Origin of the sequence: Bradyrhizobium sp. dw_411, assembly GCF_018449695.1 — a bacterium.
Taxonomy (GTDB): Bacteria; Pseudomonadota; Alphaproteobacteria; order Rhizobiales; family Xanthobacteraceae; genus Bradyrhizobium.
On sequence record NZ_JAAVUY010000001.1, the window covers coordinates 182,168 to 198,087 of the forward strand.

The following is a 15,920-nucleotide window of genomic DNA, read 5'->3' on the forward strand; positions in this document are numbered from 1 at the left end:
GAGAAGCCCGGCAAGCCGCTGTTCCCTGTCTATTCCACGGCTTTGTAGCTTATTCCGCAGCCTGTTTGGCGCCCCGCACGCCCTGCGCCAGCGACGCTGTCAAGTCCGCGACCGCACCGATGGTTTTGGCGGTCGCCCGGCCATCGGGATCGAGGCTTCCGCGCAGGGCATCGACCAGCGCGGTGCCGACCACCGCTCCGTCCGCATGCGCCGCTATGCCGCGGGCGGCTTCCGGCGTGCGGATGCCGAAGCCGACGCAGACCGGTAATTTCGTGTGTCGTTTGATGCGCCCGACCGCTTCACCGACAACCGAGGCATTGGCGCTGGCGCTGCCGGTGATGCCCGTGACGGAAACGTAATAGACAAAACCCGACGTATTCGCGAGCACAGCCGGCAGCCGCTTGTCATCGGTGGTCGGCGTCGCCAGCCGGATGAAATTGAGTCCGGCCTTGATCGCCGGCAGGCACAATTCGGTGTCTTCCTCCGGCGGCAAGTCAACGATGATCAGGCCGTCAACGCCGGCGGATTTGGCATCGGCCAGAAATTTATCGACGCCGTAAATGTAGATCGGATTGTAATAGCCCATCAGCACCAGCGGCGTGGTGTCGTTGCCCACGCGAAACGCGCACACCAGCTCGAGTGTCTTCTTCAGGGTCATGCCGGCCTTCAGCGCGCGCAGCCCTGCCGCCTGGATTGCAGGGCCATCCGCCATCGGATCGGTAAAGGGCATGCCGATTTCGATGATGTCAGCGCCGGCCTTCGGCAACGCCTTGATGATCTCAAGCGACGTCGCGGGATCGGGATCCCCTCCCATCAGGAAAGTGATGAAGGCCGAGCGGTCTTGTTTTTTCAGCTCGGCAAAACATGCGTCGATACGGGTGGTCATGATGTGAGATACTTCTTTGCGAAATTTGCACCCGTTGATGCACCCCCACCCCGACCCTCCCCCGCAAGCGGGAGAGGGGGCGCAGCACGCCGACTCGACAACCCCTGCAAAACAGCAAACGGAAATCGATAACGATTGAGTACATCTCTTGGAGCAATGGCAGTCGGTTCCCTCTCCCGCTTGCGGGGGAGGGTTAGGGTGGGGGCTCTTTCAGCGGACGAGGTGAAAGTAACCCTCACTTCTTCCTGCCTTTCAGAATTTCGGTGATCTGGGGAATATCCTTGTCACCGCGACCGGAAAGATTGACGACCATCAAATGATCCTTCGGCCGTCTTGGCGCGAGCTCCATGACCTTGGCAATTGCATGGGCCGGCTCCAATGCTGGAGGAATGCCCTCCAGACGAGACAGCAGGAGAAAAGCAGCCAGCGCCTCCTCATCGGTCGCGCTGAGATAGGTGACACGCCCCGCCTCATGCAGCCAGGAATGCTCCGGCCCGATGCCCGGATAATCCAGCCCCGCCGAAATCGAATGCGCGTCCTGGATCTGGCCGTCATCGTCCATCAGCAAATAGGTGCGATTGCCGTGCAGCACGCCCGGCCGGCCGCCGGCGATCGACGCCGCATGCAATTGCGTGAGCCCGTGCCCCGCCGCCTCGACACCGAAAATCTCGACGCTGGGATCGTCGAGAAACGGATAAAACAGCCCCATCGCATTGGAGCCGCCGCCGATGCAGGCGACAAGCGAATCCGGCAAGCGGCCTTCAGCTTCCTGCATCTGGGCACGGGTCTCGACGCCGATGATCGACTGGAAGTCGCGCACCATCATCGGATAGGGATGCGGGCCCGCAACCGTGCCGATGCAATAGAACGTGTCGTGCACATTGGTGACCCAGTCGCGCAGCGCGTCGTTCATCGCGTCCTTCAGCGTGCGCGATCCCGATTGCACTGGAATCACTTTCGCACCCAGCATTTCCATCCGGATCACATTGGGCTGCTGCCGCTCGACATCGACCGCGCCCATATAGACCACGCAATCCAGTCCGAACCGGGCGCACAGCGTCGCCGTGGCAACGCCATGTTGACCCGCGCCGGTTTCGGCGATGATGCGCTTCTTGCCCATCCGCCGCGCCACCATGATCTGGCCGAGCACATTATTGACCTTGTGCGAGCCGGTATGGTTCAGCTCTTCGCGCTTGAAATAGATCTTGGCGCCGCCGAGATGATCGGTCAGGCGCTCGGCGAAATACAGCGGCGATGGCCGGCCGACATAGTTTTTGAGATAGCCGTTCATTTCGGTCTGGAACGCCGGATCGGCCTTGGCGTCGGCGTAAGCCTTTTCCAGATCGAGGATCAACGGCATCAGCGTTTCCGCGACAAAGCGGCCGCCGAAAATACCGAAATGCCCGCGCTCGTCGGGACCGCTGCGGAAGGAATTGGGCAATACTGGATTCATCGAACCATAAGCTCTTCGGTTGCGCGCGCGGCGCGAATAAAGGCGCGGATCATCTCGGAATCCTTGACGCCAGGTGCACTTTCCACCCCGGAAGAAACATCCACGCCACCGGCGCGGGTGACACGAACGGCTTCCGCGACATTGCCCGCATGAAGCCCGCCGGAGACCATGAACGGCAGCTTGAGATCGAGACCTTCCAGCACATGCCAGTCGAACACCGCGCCAAGTCCGCCGGGACGGGTGGCTTCCTTGGGCGCGCGGGCATCGAACAGGATCCGGTCGGCGACCGCGGCGTATCCGGGCAGCGCGGCGAGATCGGCCGGCGTTTCCACCGGTATCGCCTTCATGACCGGCAATCCGAATTTCTGCTTGATGTCGCGCAGCCGCGCCACGGTCTCGCGGCCATGCAGTTGCAAGAGATCGGGCTGCAGCACCTCGACGATGTTGGCGAGAACCGCATCATCGGCATCGACCGTGAGCGCCACTTTTGACGCGCGGCGTTTCGCCACGCGGCCGAGATCGCGCGCGATCTCGAGACTCAGATGCCGGGGCGACGGCGGAAAGAACACGAATCCCACCATGTCGGCGCCAGCCTCGAGCGCTGCGTCGAGCGTCTCGCGCGTGGACAGGCCGCAAATTTTGACGATCAGGGACATGGTTCAGGGCAATAGCCAGATATGGGTTGGGACAGTGGAACCGCCGGAAAGGCTGGGCGGTGGGCCGCGTTCTACAACGTCGCGCCCTGCTTGTCTCGCCCTGCGGCCCCATATGAGCCAGCCTGCGAAGGCGCCGGCAGGCGCTGCGGCTGGTAACCCGAGGGGGTCATGGTCCCGGTACGCAATTCAGCGAGTTGCGCCCGCGCCTGGCGTGCATCGGCCTCGTGATGCCGCGCCGCGCGACGCCAGCGCCGCTGCCGGAACCAGGTCGCCGAACCGCCCGCCACCACACCCACCATCACGGCGACAATGATGATCGCGAACAGAGGCACCGGAGGCAAATCAAAGGCGGTATCGCCGGAGCCAAACGGATCAAATGACACCGTCACCAGATGACGGTTGGCGACCGCGAAATCGATAAAGATCAGCCCCAGCGGAATCAGCACCAAGCCCGTCAAAAATTTTCGCATGACCATCTCTCGCGTTGATGGAGCTCGGCGGGCGCCTGGATTTAGCTGCGGCAAAACAGCCGCGACATTCAGGCGCCGGCTTCGGGTGCCGCGTCGTCGCGGTTCAGCCGCTCACGCATTTCCTTGCCCGTCTTGAAAAACGGGACGCTCTTCTGGTCGACCGGCACATGCGCGCCGGTGCGTGGATTGCGGCCGGCCCGGGCCGGGCGATGCTTGACCGAGAATGCGCCGAAACCACGCAGTTCAACCCGGTCGCCGCGCGCCAAAGCGGCGACGATTTCATCGAGTATCGCGTTCACAATGTTCTCGACATCCCGCTGATAGAGATGCGGGTTGTGCTCGGCGATACGCTGAACGAGTTCGGATTTGATCATCGAGACGGGGACCCGGAGAAATACAGTTATGCATTTCCGTGAAAATGCGTTGAACTGTCAAGACGCTAAATGAGATTTGGCCTGCGTGAAAACAGATGACAAACGGCCGGATTGGGGATTGTGGCAATGCCCGCCATGCGAAATGACGGCATTGAAACCGGACTTATGGTTCAATTGCCCCCTGCCGGATGCCACAGCGCCAGCATGCCATCGAGGTTCAGCCGATCGACCGCCTGCACCACGCCGGCCTGTTCGACCTGACGCGCAATCGCGCTCAGACCAAGCGCGTCCAGCGTGATCGAGGCGGCGGTCCGCAGGAAGGTCAGGTCGCCAAACCGGGGCGTCAGCTTGTAGTCCTGCACCGGCAGATCGCTCTTGACGCCCTTCTGCGCCACCAGCCACGCGACCGCGGTTTTCTCGTCGCCGAGCTGATCGATCAGCTTGAGATCGACCGCCTGATGGCCGGTGAAGACGCGTCCGTCCGCGACCTTTTCGAGCAGCTCGTCGTCCATGCCGCGGCGCTCTTTCACGAGATTGCGAAACCAGGCGTAAGAATCCTTCACCAACGCATCGAGCGCGGCGCGCGCTTCCGGACTGGTCGGCTCAAACCCGTTGGGGGCGGCCTTCAGCGGCGAAGACTTCACCTCTTCGACCTTGACGCCGACGGTCTTCAGCAATTCCGAGAAATTGGGAAATTGAAACAGCACGCCAATCGAACCCACCAGCGAACTCTGCTGGGCGACGATGTGATCGGACGCGATCGCGGCGATGTAGCCACCGGAAGCGGCCAGTCCCTCGACCACCACCACCAGCGGCTTCTTGGCTTTCAGGCGCACCAGCGCATCATAAAGCTGTTCGGAGCCGGCCGTGGTGCCTCCAGGTGAATTGATATGGACGACAACCGCCGCGGCCTTCGATTTTTCCAGCCGCTCCAGTGCGGCGACGCGTTCCTGGTCGCTGCGGATCAGGCCTTCGATATTGACGCGGGCAATCGAGCCTGAGGCCGCGAGCGAACCGCGCCCGCCCGGCGTCGCCACCGCACCCACCGCGATGATCGCGGCGATCGCGATCAAGGCCGCGACCACGCGCCAGAATGTCAGCTTGCGGCGTATCCTGCGGCGATCGACGATCACGTCTGAATCAAGCGACATCGAAAATTCTCCCGGAAGCGGTCCTGATGGGTTCGCAAGGTATTCTCTGCACAACCCTAATGTATCGTGCCTCAAATACATCAATTGCGGCGCAATATGAAGAAAACATGGCCCTTTGCCGTTCGGCCGGCCGCTGAAGCAATATGACAACAAAAAAGGCCCCGGTTGCGAACCGGGGCCTCGTTTTTGTGACGACGAGTAAGCTTACTTGTCGGTGCGCTGCTTGAGCGCGGTGCCGAGAATGTCGCCCAGCGTCGCCCCCGAATCGGAGGAGCCGTATTGTGCGATGGCTTCCTTCTCTTCGGCGACTTCCAGTGCCTTGATCGAGACCTGCACCTTGCGGGCCTTCTTGTCGAACTGGATCACGCGCGCATCGACCTTTTCGCCGACGGCGAAACGCTCGGCGCGCTGATCGGAACGCTCACGCGCCAGCTCGGACCGCTTGATGAAGGTGGTGAAATCGGTACCGGAGATCTTCACCTCGATACCGCTTTCCTTCACTTCGAGGATCTCGCAGGTCACGACCGCGCCCTTCTTGACGTCGCCCGGCTCGGCGAACGGATCGCCCTCGAGCTGCTTGACGCCGAGCGAGATGCGCTCCTTCTCGACATCGACGTCGAGCACCACGGCCTTGACCATGTCGCCCTTCTTGAAGTTGTCGATCACCTGCTCGCCCGGAAGCTTCCAGTCGAGGTCGGAGAGATGGACCATGCCGTCGACGTCGCCTTCGAGGCCGAGGAACAGACCGAACTCGGTCTTGTTCTTGACTTCGCCTTCGACGGTCGATCCGACCGGGAACTTCTCGATGAACACTTCCCAGGGATTGCGCATGGTCTGCTTGAGACCGAGCGAAATCCGGCGCTTGACCGAATCGACTTCGAGCACCTGCACTTCGACTTCCTGCGAGGTCGAAACGATCTTGCCGGGATGCATGTTCTTCTTGGTCCACGACATTTCTGAAACGTGGATCAGGCCTTCGATGCCCGGCTCGAGCTCGACGAACGCGCCGTAATCGGTGATGTTGGTGACACGGCCGGTAAAGCGCGAGTTGAGCGGATACTTCGCCTCGATGCCCTGCCACGGATCGTCCAGCAATTGCTTCATGCCGAGCGAGATGCGGTGGGTCTCGTGGTTGATCTTGATGATCTTGACCTTCACGGTCTGACCGATGGTGAGCACTTCGGTCGGGTGGTTGACCCGGCGCCAGGCGATATCGGTGACGTGCAGCAGGCCGTCGATGCCGCCGAGATCAACGAACGCACCGTAATCGGTGATGTTCTTGACGACGCCGTCGATGACCTGACCCTCTTCGAGGTTCTGGACCAGTTCCTGGCGCTGTTCGGCGCGGGTCTCTTCCAGAACGGTACGGCGCGACACCACGATGTTGCCGCGGCGGCGATCCATCTTGAGGATCTGGAACGGCTGAGAATTGTTCATCAGCGGCGCGACGTCGCGGATCGGGCGGATATCGACCTGGGAGCGCGGCAGGAAGGCCACCGCGCCGTCGAGATCGACGGTGAAGCCGCCCTTGACCTGATTGAAGATAACGCCGTGCACCTTCTCGTTATTATTGAAGGCCTTCTCGAGCTTGCCCCAGCTTTCCTCGCGGCGCGCCTTGTCGCGCGACAGCACGGCTTCGCCGAGCGCATTTTCGATGCGGTCGAGAAACACCTCGACCTCGTCGCCAACCTTGAGTTCGCTTTCGCGGCCGGGTCCTGCGAATTCACGCAGCGCCACACGGCCTTCGGTCTTGAGGCCGACGTCGATGACGGCCATGTCCTTTTCGATCGCAACAACGATGCCCTTGATGACGGAACTTTCCTGCAGGTTGCCACCGGCAAAGGACTCGTCGAGCATCGCGGCAAAATCGTCGCGGGAAGGATTATAGGAAGTAGCAGCAGTCGCAGCCATTTGTTCTCCAGATGCGGGTATCGCCGGCGTTTCGGGTTAAGGGGCGCATCGGGCGTGAAGTGTTAGAGGTCCGCAAACCCTAACGACCGCTGTTTGCGAAAAATGCAAAAGCGGGCCGGCAGCAAAACTGCACGTTCGATACGTTGATTTTTATCCGGAACCTGAACGAGGCAACCGGCCTCGGGATCGATGTTCAAGACCTGGAGCGGGCTTTCCTCCAATGACGGCAGCGGTTTCGTTTGAAAAAATTCAAACCCGCTGCCGGCCCGCTCGGACGGCCTCGACAATGTCGATGGCGGCCCGGACGCCGCCTTCTATATCCAAATGCGAGTTATCGAGCAAGTGAGCATCCGGCGCCGCTTTTAAAGGGGCGGTCGGCCGATTTTGGTCGCGTTCGTCGCGCCGGATGATATCGGCCAGCACAGCGGCCTCGTCGGCGTCCTCCCCCCTGGCCCTGGCCTCCAGGGTCCGGCGGCGGGCGCGGACTTTAGGGTCGGCCACGACGAAGATCTTCACGTCGGCGTCGGGGCAGATCACGGTTCCAATGTCGCGGCCGTCGAGCACCGCGCCCGGCGGACCGGCGGCGAATTGCCGCTGAAAGCTCATCAAGGCTTCCCGTACCTTCGGAATGGCCGAAACCACCGAGGCGGCATCCCCGACCGCCTGGGTTTTCAGGGCCGGATCGCCGAATTTTTCAGGATCGAGCGCATAGGCCGCGGAAACCGCCAGCATCTCGTCCGTCAGGTCGGCGCCAGCGTCGATCAAGGCCTTGGCGACCGCCCGGTAAATCACGCCGGTATCGAGGTGACGATAGCCGTAATGCTTGGCCAGCCGCTTACCGAGCGTGCCCTTGCCGGAGGCGGCCGGTCCGTCGATGGCGATGATCATGAAAACTCCGCCCCTAGCGAGCGCATCATCGGAATGAAATCCGGGAAGCTGGTGGCGATAAACGCGGTATCGTCGACCTTGACCGGCTTGTCGGCGGCAAGCCCCATCACTAGCGCCGACATCGCGATGCGGTGATCCATATGGGTCGCGACCAGACCATCGCCCGGCACATGGCCCTTGCCCTCGACGATCAGATCATCGCCCGAAATCTCGACCTTGACGCCGTTGACGCGCAGCATCGCGGCGGTCGCTTCCAGCCGGTCGGATTCCTTGACGCGCAATTCCTGCAGGCCGCGCATGATGGTGGTGCCTTCGGCAAAGGCCGCAGCCACCGCCAGCACCAGATATTCGTCGATCATCGAGGGCGCGCGCTCCGGCGGCACTTCGACGCCGCGCAGCCGCGAGGCGCGGACTCTGAATTGCGCCATCGGCTCGCCGGCATCGCCGCGAACAAGACTCTCTTCGATCGAGCCGCCCATCTCGCGCAATGTCGTGAACAGCCCGGTGCGCAGCGGATTGGTCATGACATCCGAGAACACGACGTCGGAGCCCTCGACGATCAACGCCGCCACGATCGGGAACGATGCCGAAGACGGATCGGCCGGCACCACCACCTGCGCGCCATGCAATTCGGGTTGCCCGGTCAGGGCGATGCGGCGACCGTGGGGGCCTTCCGGCGTCGAGACGATTTGCGCGCCGAAATGTTTCAGCATCAACTCGGTGTGGTCGCGGCTGGCCTCGGTCTCGATCACGGTGGTGACGCCGGGCGCGGCGAGACCCGCCAGCAGCACGGCGGACTTGATCTGCGCCGAAGCCACCGGGGTGCGGTAGAGAATCGGCAGCGGATCGCGCGCGCCGTGGAGGGTCAGCGGCAGCCGGCCGCCCGGCCCGCTGGCACCTGTTTTGGCACCCATCAATTCCAGGGGATCGAGGATCCGGCGCATCGGCCTTGAGCGCAGCGAGGCGTCGCCGTCAAAAATGGCCGTGATCGGGCAGCCCGCGACCGCGCCCATCACCAGCCGGCAGCCGGTGCCGGAATTGCCGAAATCCAGCGGCGCCTCCGGCTGCGCAAAACCCGTGACCCCGACACCGCGCACCGACCAGGCAAAATCCCCGGTCCGTTCCACCCTGGCCCCCAAAGCGTGCATGGCTTTGGCCGTATTCAACACGTCTTCGCCCTCCAATAGGCCCGAAATCCGGGTTTCCCCTACCGCCAGCGCGCCCAAAATCAGGGCGCGGTGCGAAATCGACTTGTCGCCGGGAACGCGGACCTTCCCGGTCAGAGGTCCGCTGGCGCGGGCTTCGAGCGGGGTCGGCTGGGCTGTGGGGTCGTCTGAATGGGTCAAGATTGTGTCCTCTACGCTGGCGGCAGGTATCACATGGGGCGCGCTGCGTCACGAGAGCCGTCTGTCCTGCGCAAAGCGCTATTGACAGCAGCGTCTCAACTAGCCAAGTGAAGCACCGTTTTTCGAAAATCCCCAGGATTCCACACGTGGCCAAATCCGATCTCGGAACCAAACGCATTTGCCCGACGACGGGTAAAAAATTCTATGACCTGAACAAGAACCCGGTGATCTCTCCCTATACTGGCGAGGTCGTGCCGATTGCACCGATTCCGCCGCCCCGGACCCGCGCCGACGCTGCTGCGCGCGCCAGTGCCGCCGCTGCGGCCGCTTCCGCCGAAGCTACGCCGGAGCCCGCCGAGGCGGAAGAATTGGTGCCGCTCGAGGAAGCCGACGCCGAGGAGAACACCGGCAAGGTCAAGGCTGTCGTTCCCGAATCGGAAGACGATATCGAGATCGACGAGACCATCGAAGACGACGACGATGATGATTCCACCTTCATCGCCGACGAGGAAGAAGGCGACGAGGACGTCACCGACATCATCGGCGACGTCGGCGGCGACGAGGAGACTTGAGATCAGCCCTGAACTGTGTTCAGGGTTTCCCGCGCGTCGCCCAAGGCGCGCGAGACTTCTAAAGGGGCCATAGCTCAGCTGGGAGAGCGCTTGCATGGCATGCAAGAGGTCGGCGGTTCGATCCCGCCTGGCTCCACCAGCCTTCGCAGGCTACGCCTGCTTCGGCTCGGCAAGCCCTATCGCGCGAAGGCTGCCGCGTCGTAGCCCGCAGGGCGAAGACGGGCCTCGGCAAAACATGGCGCGTTTTGCGCTCTATAACCTCCACGTGAAGGCGGACATCGGCAACCGATGAAATACGTCTACATCCTGGAAAGTGAGGATTCCGAGCATTTTTACGTCGGTATCACCGACGATGTGCCGGCAAGACTTGCAAAGCACAACGCGGGCGAAGTAGCGCATACTTCGAAATACAGGCCGTGGCGTTTAAAGACATACGTTGCTTTTAGCGACGAAAAGCAGGCTTTCGCATTTGAAAAATATCTGAAGTCTGGCTCCGGCCGGGCATTTGCGAAGAAACGCCTCTGATGCTTTAAACGGCTCACAGCAGTCCTTTCCGCAACCTACCCAAGAAACAACCAAGAAGCCTTCGATGACGACTGAAACTGTACCGGGCGCGATGACCGGCTTGCGTGTGATCGATCTCACGCGGGTGCTTGGCGGCCCCTATTGCACGCAGATCCTGGCCGATCACGGCGCCGACGTGATCAAGGTCGAACCGCCGGCCGGCGACGAGGTGCGCGATTGGGGCCCGCCGTTCCACGAGGACGACGCGGCCTATTTCATCGGCATCAACCGCAACAAACGCTCGATCGGCCTCGACCTCGCCTCGGAAGGCGGACGCGTCGTGCTGATGAAGATGCTGGAGAGCGCCGACGTCCTGATCGAGAATTTCAAGCCGGGCACGCTCGACAAATGGAGCATCGGCAACGACGTGCTGCGCGCGAAATTTCCCAGACTCGTGCATTGCCGGATTTCCGGCTTCGGCGCCGACGGCCCGCGCGGCGGCAATCCCGGCTATGACGCGATCATCCAGGCCATGACCGGCATGATCGCCGCGACCGGCTCACCGCAATCAGGACCGATGCGCATCGGCGTTCCCGTGGTCGACATCACCACCGGGCTCTATGCGGCGATCGGGATCTTGATGGCGCTGTCGGAGCGGCAGCGATCCGGCGTCGGACAGTTTCTCGAAACCACGCTGTACGAGACTGGCCTAGCCGTGATGCATCCGCATGCCGCGAATTATTTCATGCACGGCAAGCCGCCGCAGCTCACCGGCAACGAGCATCCCAATCTCGTGCCCTATGCGATCTTCCCGACCCGTACCGACAATATCTTCATCGGGGTCGGCAATGACGGCACCTTCCGCAAACTCGCCAAGGAAATCGGCAAGCCCGAACTCGGCACCGATCCGCGTTTTGCGCGCAACAAGGACCGCATCGCCAACCGCGACGCGCTGCGCGCCGAACTCGCCGCCGTGTTCAGTCAGCACGACGCGGCCCCGTTATGCGACCGGTTGCTCGCGGCCGGATTGCCGGCCGGACCGGTGCAGTCGATCGACCAGGCCCTGACCAATAGCCACACAATCCATCGCGGCGATGTCATCGAAAAAGACTGGTACAAGGGGGTGGCCTCCCCGATCCGTCTCGACCGCAGCAAACCCAGCCTGCGCCGGGTGCCGCCGAAATTCAGCCAGCACGCCAAAGAAGTTCTGACGGAGTTCGGCTATTCCGGCAGCGAGATCGATGCGCTGCTCGCCAAGGGCGTCGTCTGCGGCCCGGAAAAGAAGCGTTAAAGGGTGCTTTTGGGCGGTTGAAGCGGGGTCCCGAGGGTGCTTGAACCCCCTGCAAATCATGCCCATATTGCTTGTTGACCGGACGGCAGAACAGCAATCCGGTCGAAATGGGGTGCCGCAAGGGCCCTGAAACTTCAAAGTCGCTTCGAGAGGACTTTGCAAAATATGTCTCGTGTTCCTTCGTTATCCAGTCCGTTCCTTTTGGGATTCGACGAAATCGAGCGTGCGCTCGATCGCGTCGTCAAAGGCGCCGACGGTTATCCTCCCTACAATATCGAGCGCTGCGATCGCGCCAATGGCCAGCCTGAACGCTTGCGAATCACGCTGGCGGTGGCGGGGTTTACCCGCGACCAACTCGATATAACCATTGAGGAAAACCAGCTCGTGATCCGGGGCCGCCAACAGGACGACAAGGCCCGGCAGTACATCCATCGCGGCATCGCCGCGCGCCACTTCCAGCGCACCTTCGTGCTGGCAGAGGGGATGCTGGTGCTGGGCGCGGATTTGAAAAACGGGCTGTTGTCGGTCGACCTTGCCCGGCCTGAGCCGGAAAAGGTCGTTAAGACAATCGCTATCAATGAGCACGAATAATGGAACGAGGAGCGGACTCGACCGCTTAGTCTGACAGAGGAGTCGAGACCATGACTGAAGCTGAAATAGTGTTTGAACCGGCTGGTGTCTCCACCGAGGCATTGGCGAGCCTGGGCGAAGGCCATATCGCCTATGTGAAGCAGATCCGCTCCGAAGACGTACCGGGGCTGTTTCCCGAAGCGCCGGAGATCGCGCCGGGCCTGAAACTTTTCGCGCTCCATGCCGCCGACGGCACGCCGATCATGCTGACCGATAGCCGGGAAGCCGCGATCGCCAATGCCTGGAGCAACGAACTGCAGGCCGTCAGCGTTCACTGACGGAGTTCTTCGCTCCTGTCACTAACATGCGCTGTACAGGCGTTATTGACGCAGCTTTTGCTGTTCGTGACTGACGCCGCCAACCGGAATTCGCAATACGCGAGCATGTCCTCGATCTGATCGAGGACGGCCCGCGTATTTTTTTGAGACCGAACAAGACTCTAATTCTGGATATGACCGACCAGCGCCAGGCAAGCTGTCAACGATACGACCGATGCGATCGTCGTGAACAGAATCGTTCCGGATGTCACAACGGCTTCCCGTTTGTAGAATTCGGCGACCATGAACGGGCCGGTCCCTGTCGGCAATGCGGAGAGCAGCACAACGATCGCAGCCGGCACCGGCGGCAGCTTGAATATGCCATAGGCACATATCGCGACGATTCCGGGCTGGACGATGAGCTTCAGCACCGTGAGCGTCATCGCCACCGGCCGGCTTGACCGGCCGCCGCGATGGCTGGCGGCGAGGAACAGACCCAGTGACACCAATGCGCAGGGACTGGCCGCATTGCCCACCAGATGGAGCACTGTCCTGGCCGCTTCCGGGACCGGCGTATGGAACGTCGACCAGACAGCCCCGAGCAGCGGAGCAACAAGCAGCGGGTTGCGGATCAGCGCTTTACCAATTTTCAGCACCAGACGATGCGCCCGGCGCTCGGTCTGCAGACCTATTTCCACGAAGATGATCGCGACCGCGAACAGGACGCTGACGGTCATGATGGTTGCGATCGTCACCAGCGCCAGGCTTTGGCGGCCAAAAATCAATTCACAGAGCGGAAATCCGATGTAACCGACATTGGCATAGCCGGCATTCAGGCCGTCGATCGACGCATCGGTCAGATGACGACCGCGGGCAACCTGATAGATCAGCGTGCCACCGAATATGACGACGACGCCGATCGCAAACGACGCCATAAATCCGGGTTGCCACAACGCCGGCCAGTTCGCCTCGGCCATCACCTCGAACAACAATGCAGGCAGGCCGAGATAGACCACGAAGCGGTTCAGCTCCGAACTCGCGGTGGGGCCAAGCAATCCCAGGCGGCCACAAGCGAACCCTGCGACAATGACCGCAAACACCGGAAAGACTACAGAAAGCGACGTCAGCATGGTGAGCATGGTAAAATTCCTCGGATCGACAGCCCTTGACTACCGAACCGAGCCATTCCATTCCAATGCCATTTTGGCTTATTTCAATACCTTAAAGGTATGATACGTCATGGCGCCTTCGTTCAATCAACTGCGATATTTTTGCGAACTGGCTGAAGCCGGCAACTTTGGCCGGGCTGCCGATCGCCTGCATATGTCGCAGCCGCCGCTCAGCCGGCAGATTGCGGCCCTGGAGCAGGAACTTGGAACCGCACTCTTTGTGCGTTCTCCAAAAGGCGTCGCGTTAACCGCGGCGGGACATCAATTCCGGTCCGATGCGACGGAGATTCTGCGACTTGTCGCACAGGCCAAGCGTAACGCCGCAGCGACCGGGCGCGGGGAAGCCGGCCGGCTCACGATGGGGTTTACGATGTGTGCCGCCTACAGCGTGGTGCCTGATCTCACGCGCCGATATCAGCGGGCCTTTCCCAATGTCGATCTGCGCGTCCGCGAACTGATGCCGAATGCCCTGGAGAGCGGTTTAAAAGACGGCGTGATCGACATCGCAATCAGTTTCCCCGGCAATGAAGGTTCACGCTTCGAAGCCCGTCCGCTGTATCGGGAGCCACTCCATCTGGTGTTGCCGGACCGGCACCCGTTGGCAAAATCCAGAAGGATAAAAGTCGAGGACCTCTCGCAGGAGCGGTTTCTGATCGTGCCCCGCGATCAGGTGCCGTCGCTTTATGAGAGCATCATCCAGCGCTGCCGGGCGGCAGGTTTCGATCCGGTCATCGGGCTCGAGGTTTATCTGCAACAAACCATCGTCAATTTTGTCGCTGAAGGGCTTGGGATCGCGTTCGTACCGGCGTCCATGCAACGTTCCCAAATCAAGGGTGCCGTATTTCGAACCGTCGCCGATCCGCCTGTTATCGAGCAGCTTTTATATTGGTCGCCGGCCAACAAAAATCCCTGCCTCGCCGGATTTCTTGCGCTTTCCAAAAATGCGAGCAGGCCCAAGATCTAGCAACGCTTGGATGGAATACCCGGACAGAACGTCCGGGCGGCATCCATTCGCACACCAGCGGAAATACCTGACGAAAGAGTTATGGGCTGGCGCTTACGCCGCGCTCGCCGGCGGCAATGCCAGCACCGAATAGATCGCCTGGGCGTCGCGTGAGGCGCGCAGTTTCTTGGCGACGTCCTGATCGCGCAACAGCCGCGCGATACGGGCCAGCGCCTTGAGGTGGTCGGCGCCGGCGCCTTCGGGCGCCAGCAGCAGGAACACCAGATCGACCGGCTGGCCGTCCATCGCCTCGAAATCGATCGGGCGCTCCAGACGGGCAAACAGGCCGAACAGTTTTTCCAGTTTGGGAAGCTTGCCGTGCGGAATGGCAACGCCATAGCCAACCGCGGTGGTTCCGAGCTTTTCCCGCTGCAGCAGAACTTCAAAGACCGCGCGTTCGTTCTGCCCGGTCAGGCTCGCCGCCCGCGCCGCCAGTTCCTGCAGCGCTTGCTTCTTGCTGTTGACTTTCAACGCCGGGAGAATCGCCTCGGGTGCGACCAGGTCGGTAATCGTCATTGGGCGTTCCGAGGTGAATTGACCGTCAGGTTGCGAAATAGGCTCGAGCGGGTGGCATCAAGGATAGGGGGCGGGAGCGGCCTTCCGCCCTGTTCCTAATTGGGGGGCTTCTACTCCAACGCAAGCGCGGTGCCAACACCCGCGAAGGCATTCCCAGCCCTATCGTTAAGGCGCGGGACCATAGGGAGGGGCCCCGGGGGCAGTCAATGCCGATCCGGGCTTATTCCCCCCGGTTAACTACGGGGGGATCGACCCAGCCGACATTGCCGTCGGCCCGCCTATAAATGATGTTCACCCGGCCACTGGAGCCGTGCTGGAACACGATGCAGGCGGCGCCGGTCAAATCCAGTTCCATCACAGCTTCGCTGACCGAAAACCGCTTCAGCGACGTGGTCGCCTCGGCGATGATCACCGGACTGTAGTCGGTGATCTCCTCGTCGCTTTCGACCAGCGCCTCGATCACATAGCTCGGCGCGTCCAGCGTCGGGGCCGTTATCTCCGCCAGCGCGGCGGAAGCCACATGGGCCTTGCGGGCGGAGCGATCCTTGAGACGGCTCTTGTAGCGGCGCAGACGCTTTTCGATCATGATCAGGGCCTGATCCGCGCTGGCATAGGCATCGCTGGCGTTGGAATCCGCTTCAAGCGTGATGCCGGAATCCAGATGCAGCGAGCAGTCGGTTCGGAAACCGAAACCATCCTTGCTCAGTGTGATGTGGCCGGAATAATTGCCGTCGAAATATTTGCGCAGCACTTCATCGGTGCGCTCACTGACACGCCCGCGCAAGGCGTCGCCGACATTGATGCTTTTTCCCGAGATTCGCAGAGTCATCTGATACCTCGATT

General features: G+C 61.5%; 18 protein-coding genes and 1 tRNA gene. 7 read left to right on the forward strand and 12 right to left on the reverse strand.

Features of this window, described 5'->3' with window-relative positions:
* Window positions 1-49: 49 nt before the first annotated feature.
* The 9 genes from trpA to aroA all read right to left on the reverse strand — a co-directional run bounded on the left by trpA (window position 50) and on the right by aroA (window position 9,135).
* On the reverse strand, window positions 50-886 hold the full coding sequence (gene trpA, locus HB676_RS00800; protein WP_213735749.1) for a tryptophan synthase subunit alpha: 837 nt from the start codon (window positions 884-886) through the stop codon (window positions 50-52).
* Window positions 887-1,121: 235 nt separating this feature from the next.
* Entirely contained in the window at window positions 1,122-2,339 is a 1,218-nt protein-coding gene (gene trpB, locus HB676_RS00805) for a tryptophan synthase subunit beta (protein WP_213735750.1), read from the reverse strand.
* Complete coding sequence (locus HB676_RS00810; protein ID WP_213735751.1) at window positions 2,336-2,995, reverse strand: phosphoribosylanthranilate isomerase; 660 nt, start codon at window positions 2,993-2,995, stop codon at window positions 2,336-2,338. Before HB676_RS00810 ends, trpB begins: the two co-directional genes overlap by 4 nt.
* 71 nt (window positions 2,996-3,066) lie before the next feature.
* Entirely contained in the window at window positions 3,067-3,465 is a 399-nt protein-coding gene (locus HB676_RS00815; RefSeq protein WP_213735752.1) for a lipopolysaccharide assembly protein LapA domain-containing protein, read from the reverse strand.
* A 68-nt stretch (window positions 3,466-3,533) separates the two neighbouring features.
* The gene (locus tag HB676_RS00820) at window positions 3,534-3,839 is read right to left on the reverse strand and encodes an integration host factor subunit beta (RefSeq protein ID WP_213735753.1); all 306 of its coding nucleotides are present in this window, start codon (window positions 3,837-3,839) and stop codon (window positions 3,534-3,536) included.
* A 170-nt stretch (window positions 3,840-4,009) separates the two neighbouring features.
* Window positions 4,010-4,990, reverse strand: coding sequence for a signal peptide peptidase SppA (sppA, locus tag HB676_RS00825; RefSeq protein WP_213735754.1), 981 nt, complete (start codon window positions 4,988-4,990; stop codon window positions 4,010-4,012).
* A gap of 204 nt (window positions 4,991-5,194) precedes the next feature.
* Window positions 5,195-6,901 carry a 30S ribosomal protein S1 gene (gene rpsA, locus HB676_RS00830; protein ID WP_213735755.1) on the reverse strand — a complete coding sequence of 569 codons (1,707 nt, stop codon included), beginning with the start codon at window positions 6,899-6,901 and terminating at the stop codon, window positions 5,195-5,197.
* Between the two features lie 249 nt (window positions 6,902-7,150).
* On the reverse strand, window positions 7,151-7,789 hold the full coding sequence (gene cmk / locus HB676_RS00835; protein ID WP_213735756.1) for a (d)CMP kinase: 639 nt from the start codon (window positions 7,787-7,789) through the stop codon (window positions 7,151-7,153).
* Window positions 7,786-9,135 (reverse strand): 3-phosphoshikimate 1-carboxyvinyltransferase, encoded by a 1,350-nt coding sequence (gene aroA / locus HB676_RS00840; RefSeq protein WP_213735757.1) that lies wholly within the window; start codon window positions 9,133-9,135, stop codon window positions 7,786-7,788. Before aroA ends, cmk begins: the two co-directional genes overlap by 4 nt.
* A 146-nt stretch (window positions 9,136-9,281) precedes the next feature.
* Between aroA and HB676_RS00845 the strand changes: the two genes are divergently transcribed.
* The 6 genes from HB676_RS00845 (at window position 9,282) to HB676_RS00870 (ending at window position 12,410) form a co-directional block, all read left to right on the forward strand.
* Window positions 9,282-9,707 (forward strand): TIGR02300 family protein, encoded by a 426-nt coding sequence (locus tag HB676_RS00845; RefSeq protein WP_213735758.1) that lies wholly within the window; start codon window positions 9,282-9,284, stop codon window positions 9,705-9,707.
* Window positions 9,708-9,770: 63 nt separating this feature from the next.
* Window positions 9,771-9,846, forward strand: a tRNA-Ala gene (locus tag HB676_RS00850).
* Window positions 9,847-9,995: 149 nt separating this feature from the next.
* Window positions 9,996-10,232, forward strand: coding sequence for a GIY-YIG nuclease family protein (locus tag HB676_RS00855; RefSeq protein ID WP_213735759.1), 237 nt, complete (start codon window positions 9,996-9,998; stop codon window positions 10,230-10,232).
* A gap of 64 nt (window positions 10,233-10,296) precedes the next feature.
* Window positions 10,297-11,502 (forward strand): CaiB/BaiF CoA-transferase family protein, encoded by a 1,206-nt coding sequence (locus HB676_RS00860; RefSeq protein WP_249779999.1) that lies wholly within the window; start codon window positions 10,297-10,299, stop codon window positions 11,500-11,502.
* 165 nt (window positions 11,503-11,667) lie between these two features.
* Window positions 11,668-12,093: an Hsp20 family protein gene (locus HB676_RS00865; protein ID WP_213735760.1), complete on the forward strand. Its 426-nt coding sequence runs from the start codon at window positions 11,668-11,670 to the stop codon at window positions 12,091-12,093.
* A gap of 50 nt (window positions 12,094-12,143) precedes the next feature.
* Window positions 12,144-12,410 carry a DUF1150 domain-containing protein gene (locus HB676_RS00870; protein ID WP_213735761.1) on the forward strand — a complete coding sequence of 89 codons (267 nt, stop codon included), beginning with the start codon at window positions 12,144-12,146 and terminating at the stop codon, window positions 12,408-12,410.
* Window positions 12,411-12,571: 161 nt separating this feature from the next.
* Here the strand turns inward: HB676_RS00870 and HB676_RS00875 are convergent, their stop codons facing one another.
* Window positions 12,572-13,519: an AEC family transporter gene (locus HB676_RS00875; RefSeq protein ID WP_213736100.1), complete on the reverse strand. Its 948-nt coding sequence runs from the start codon at window positions 13,517-13,519 to the stop codon at window positions 12,572-12,574.
* Between the two features lie 193 nt (window positions 13,520-13,712).
* Between HB676_RS00875 and HB676_RS00880 the strand changes: the two genes are divergently transcribed.
* Window positions 13,713-14,522 carry a LysR family transcriptional regulator gene (locus HB676_RS00880; RefSeq protein WP_275944907.1) on the forward strand — a complete coding sequence of 270 codons (810 nt, stop codon included), beginning with the start codon at window positions 13,713-13,715 and terminating at the stop codon, window positions 14,520-14,522.
* Between the two features lie 93 nt (window positions 14,523-14,615).
* On the opposite strand, the gene ptsN is transcribed toward HB676_RS00880, so the two are convergent.
* Together ptsN and raiA are read right to left on the reverse strand one after the other, a co-directional pair.
* On the reverse strand, window positions 14,616-15,077 hold the full coding sequence (gene ptsN / locus HB676_RS00885; RefSeq protein WP_213735763.1) for a PTS IIA-like nitrogen regulatory protein PtsN: 462 nt from the start codon (window positions 15,075-15,077) through the stop codon (window positions 14,616-14,618).
* Window positions 15,078-15,297: 220 nt separating this feature from the next.
* Entirely contained in the window at window positions 15,298-15,906 is a 609-nt protein-coding gene (raiA, locus tag HB676_RS00890) for a ribosome-associated translation inhibitor RaiA (protein WP_213735764.1), read from the reverse strand.
* Between the last annotated feature and the right edge of the window lie 14 nt (window positions 15,907-15,920).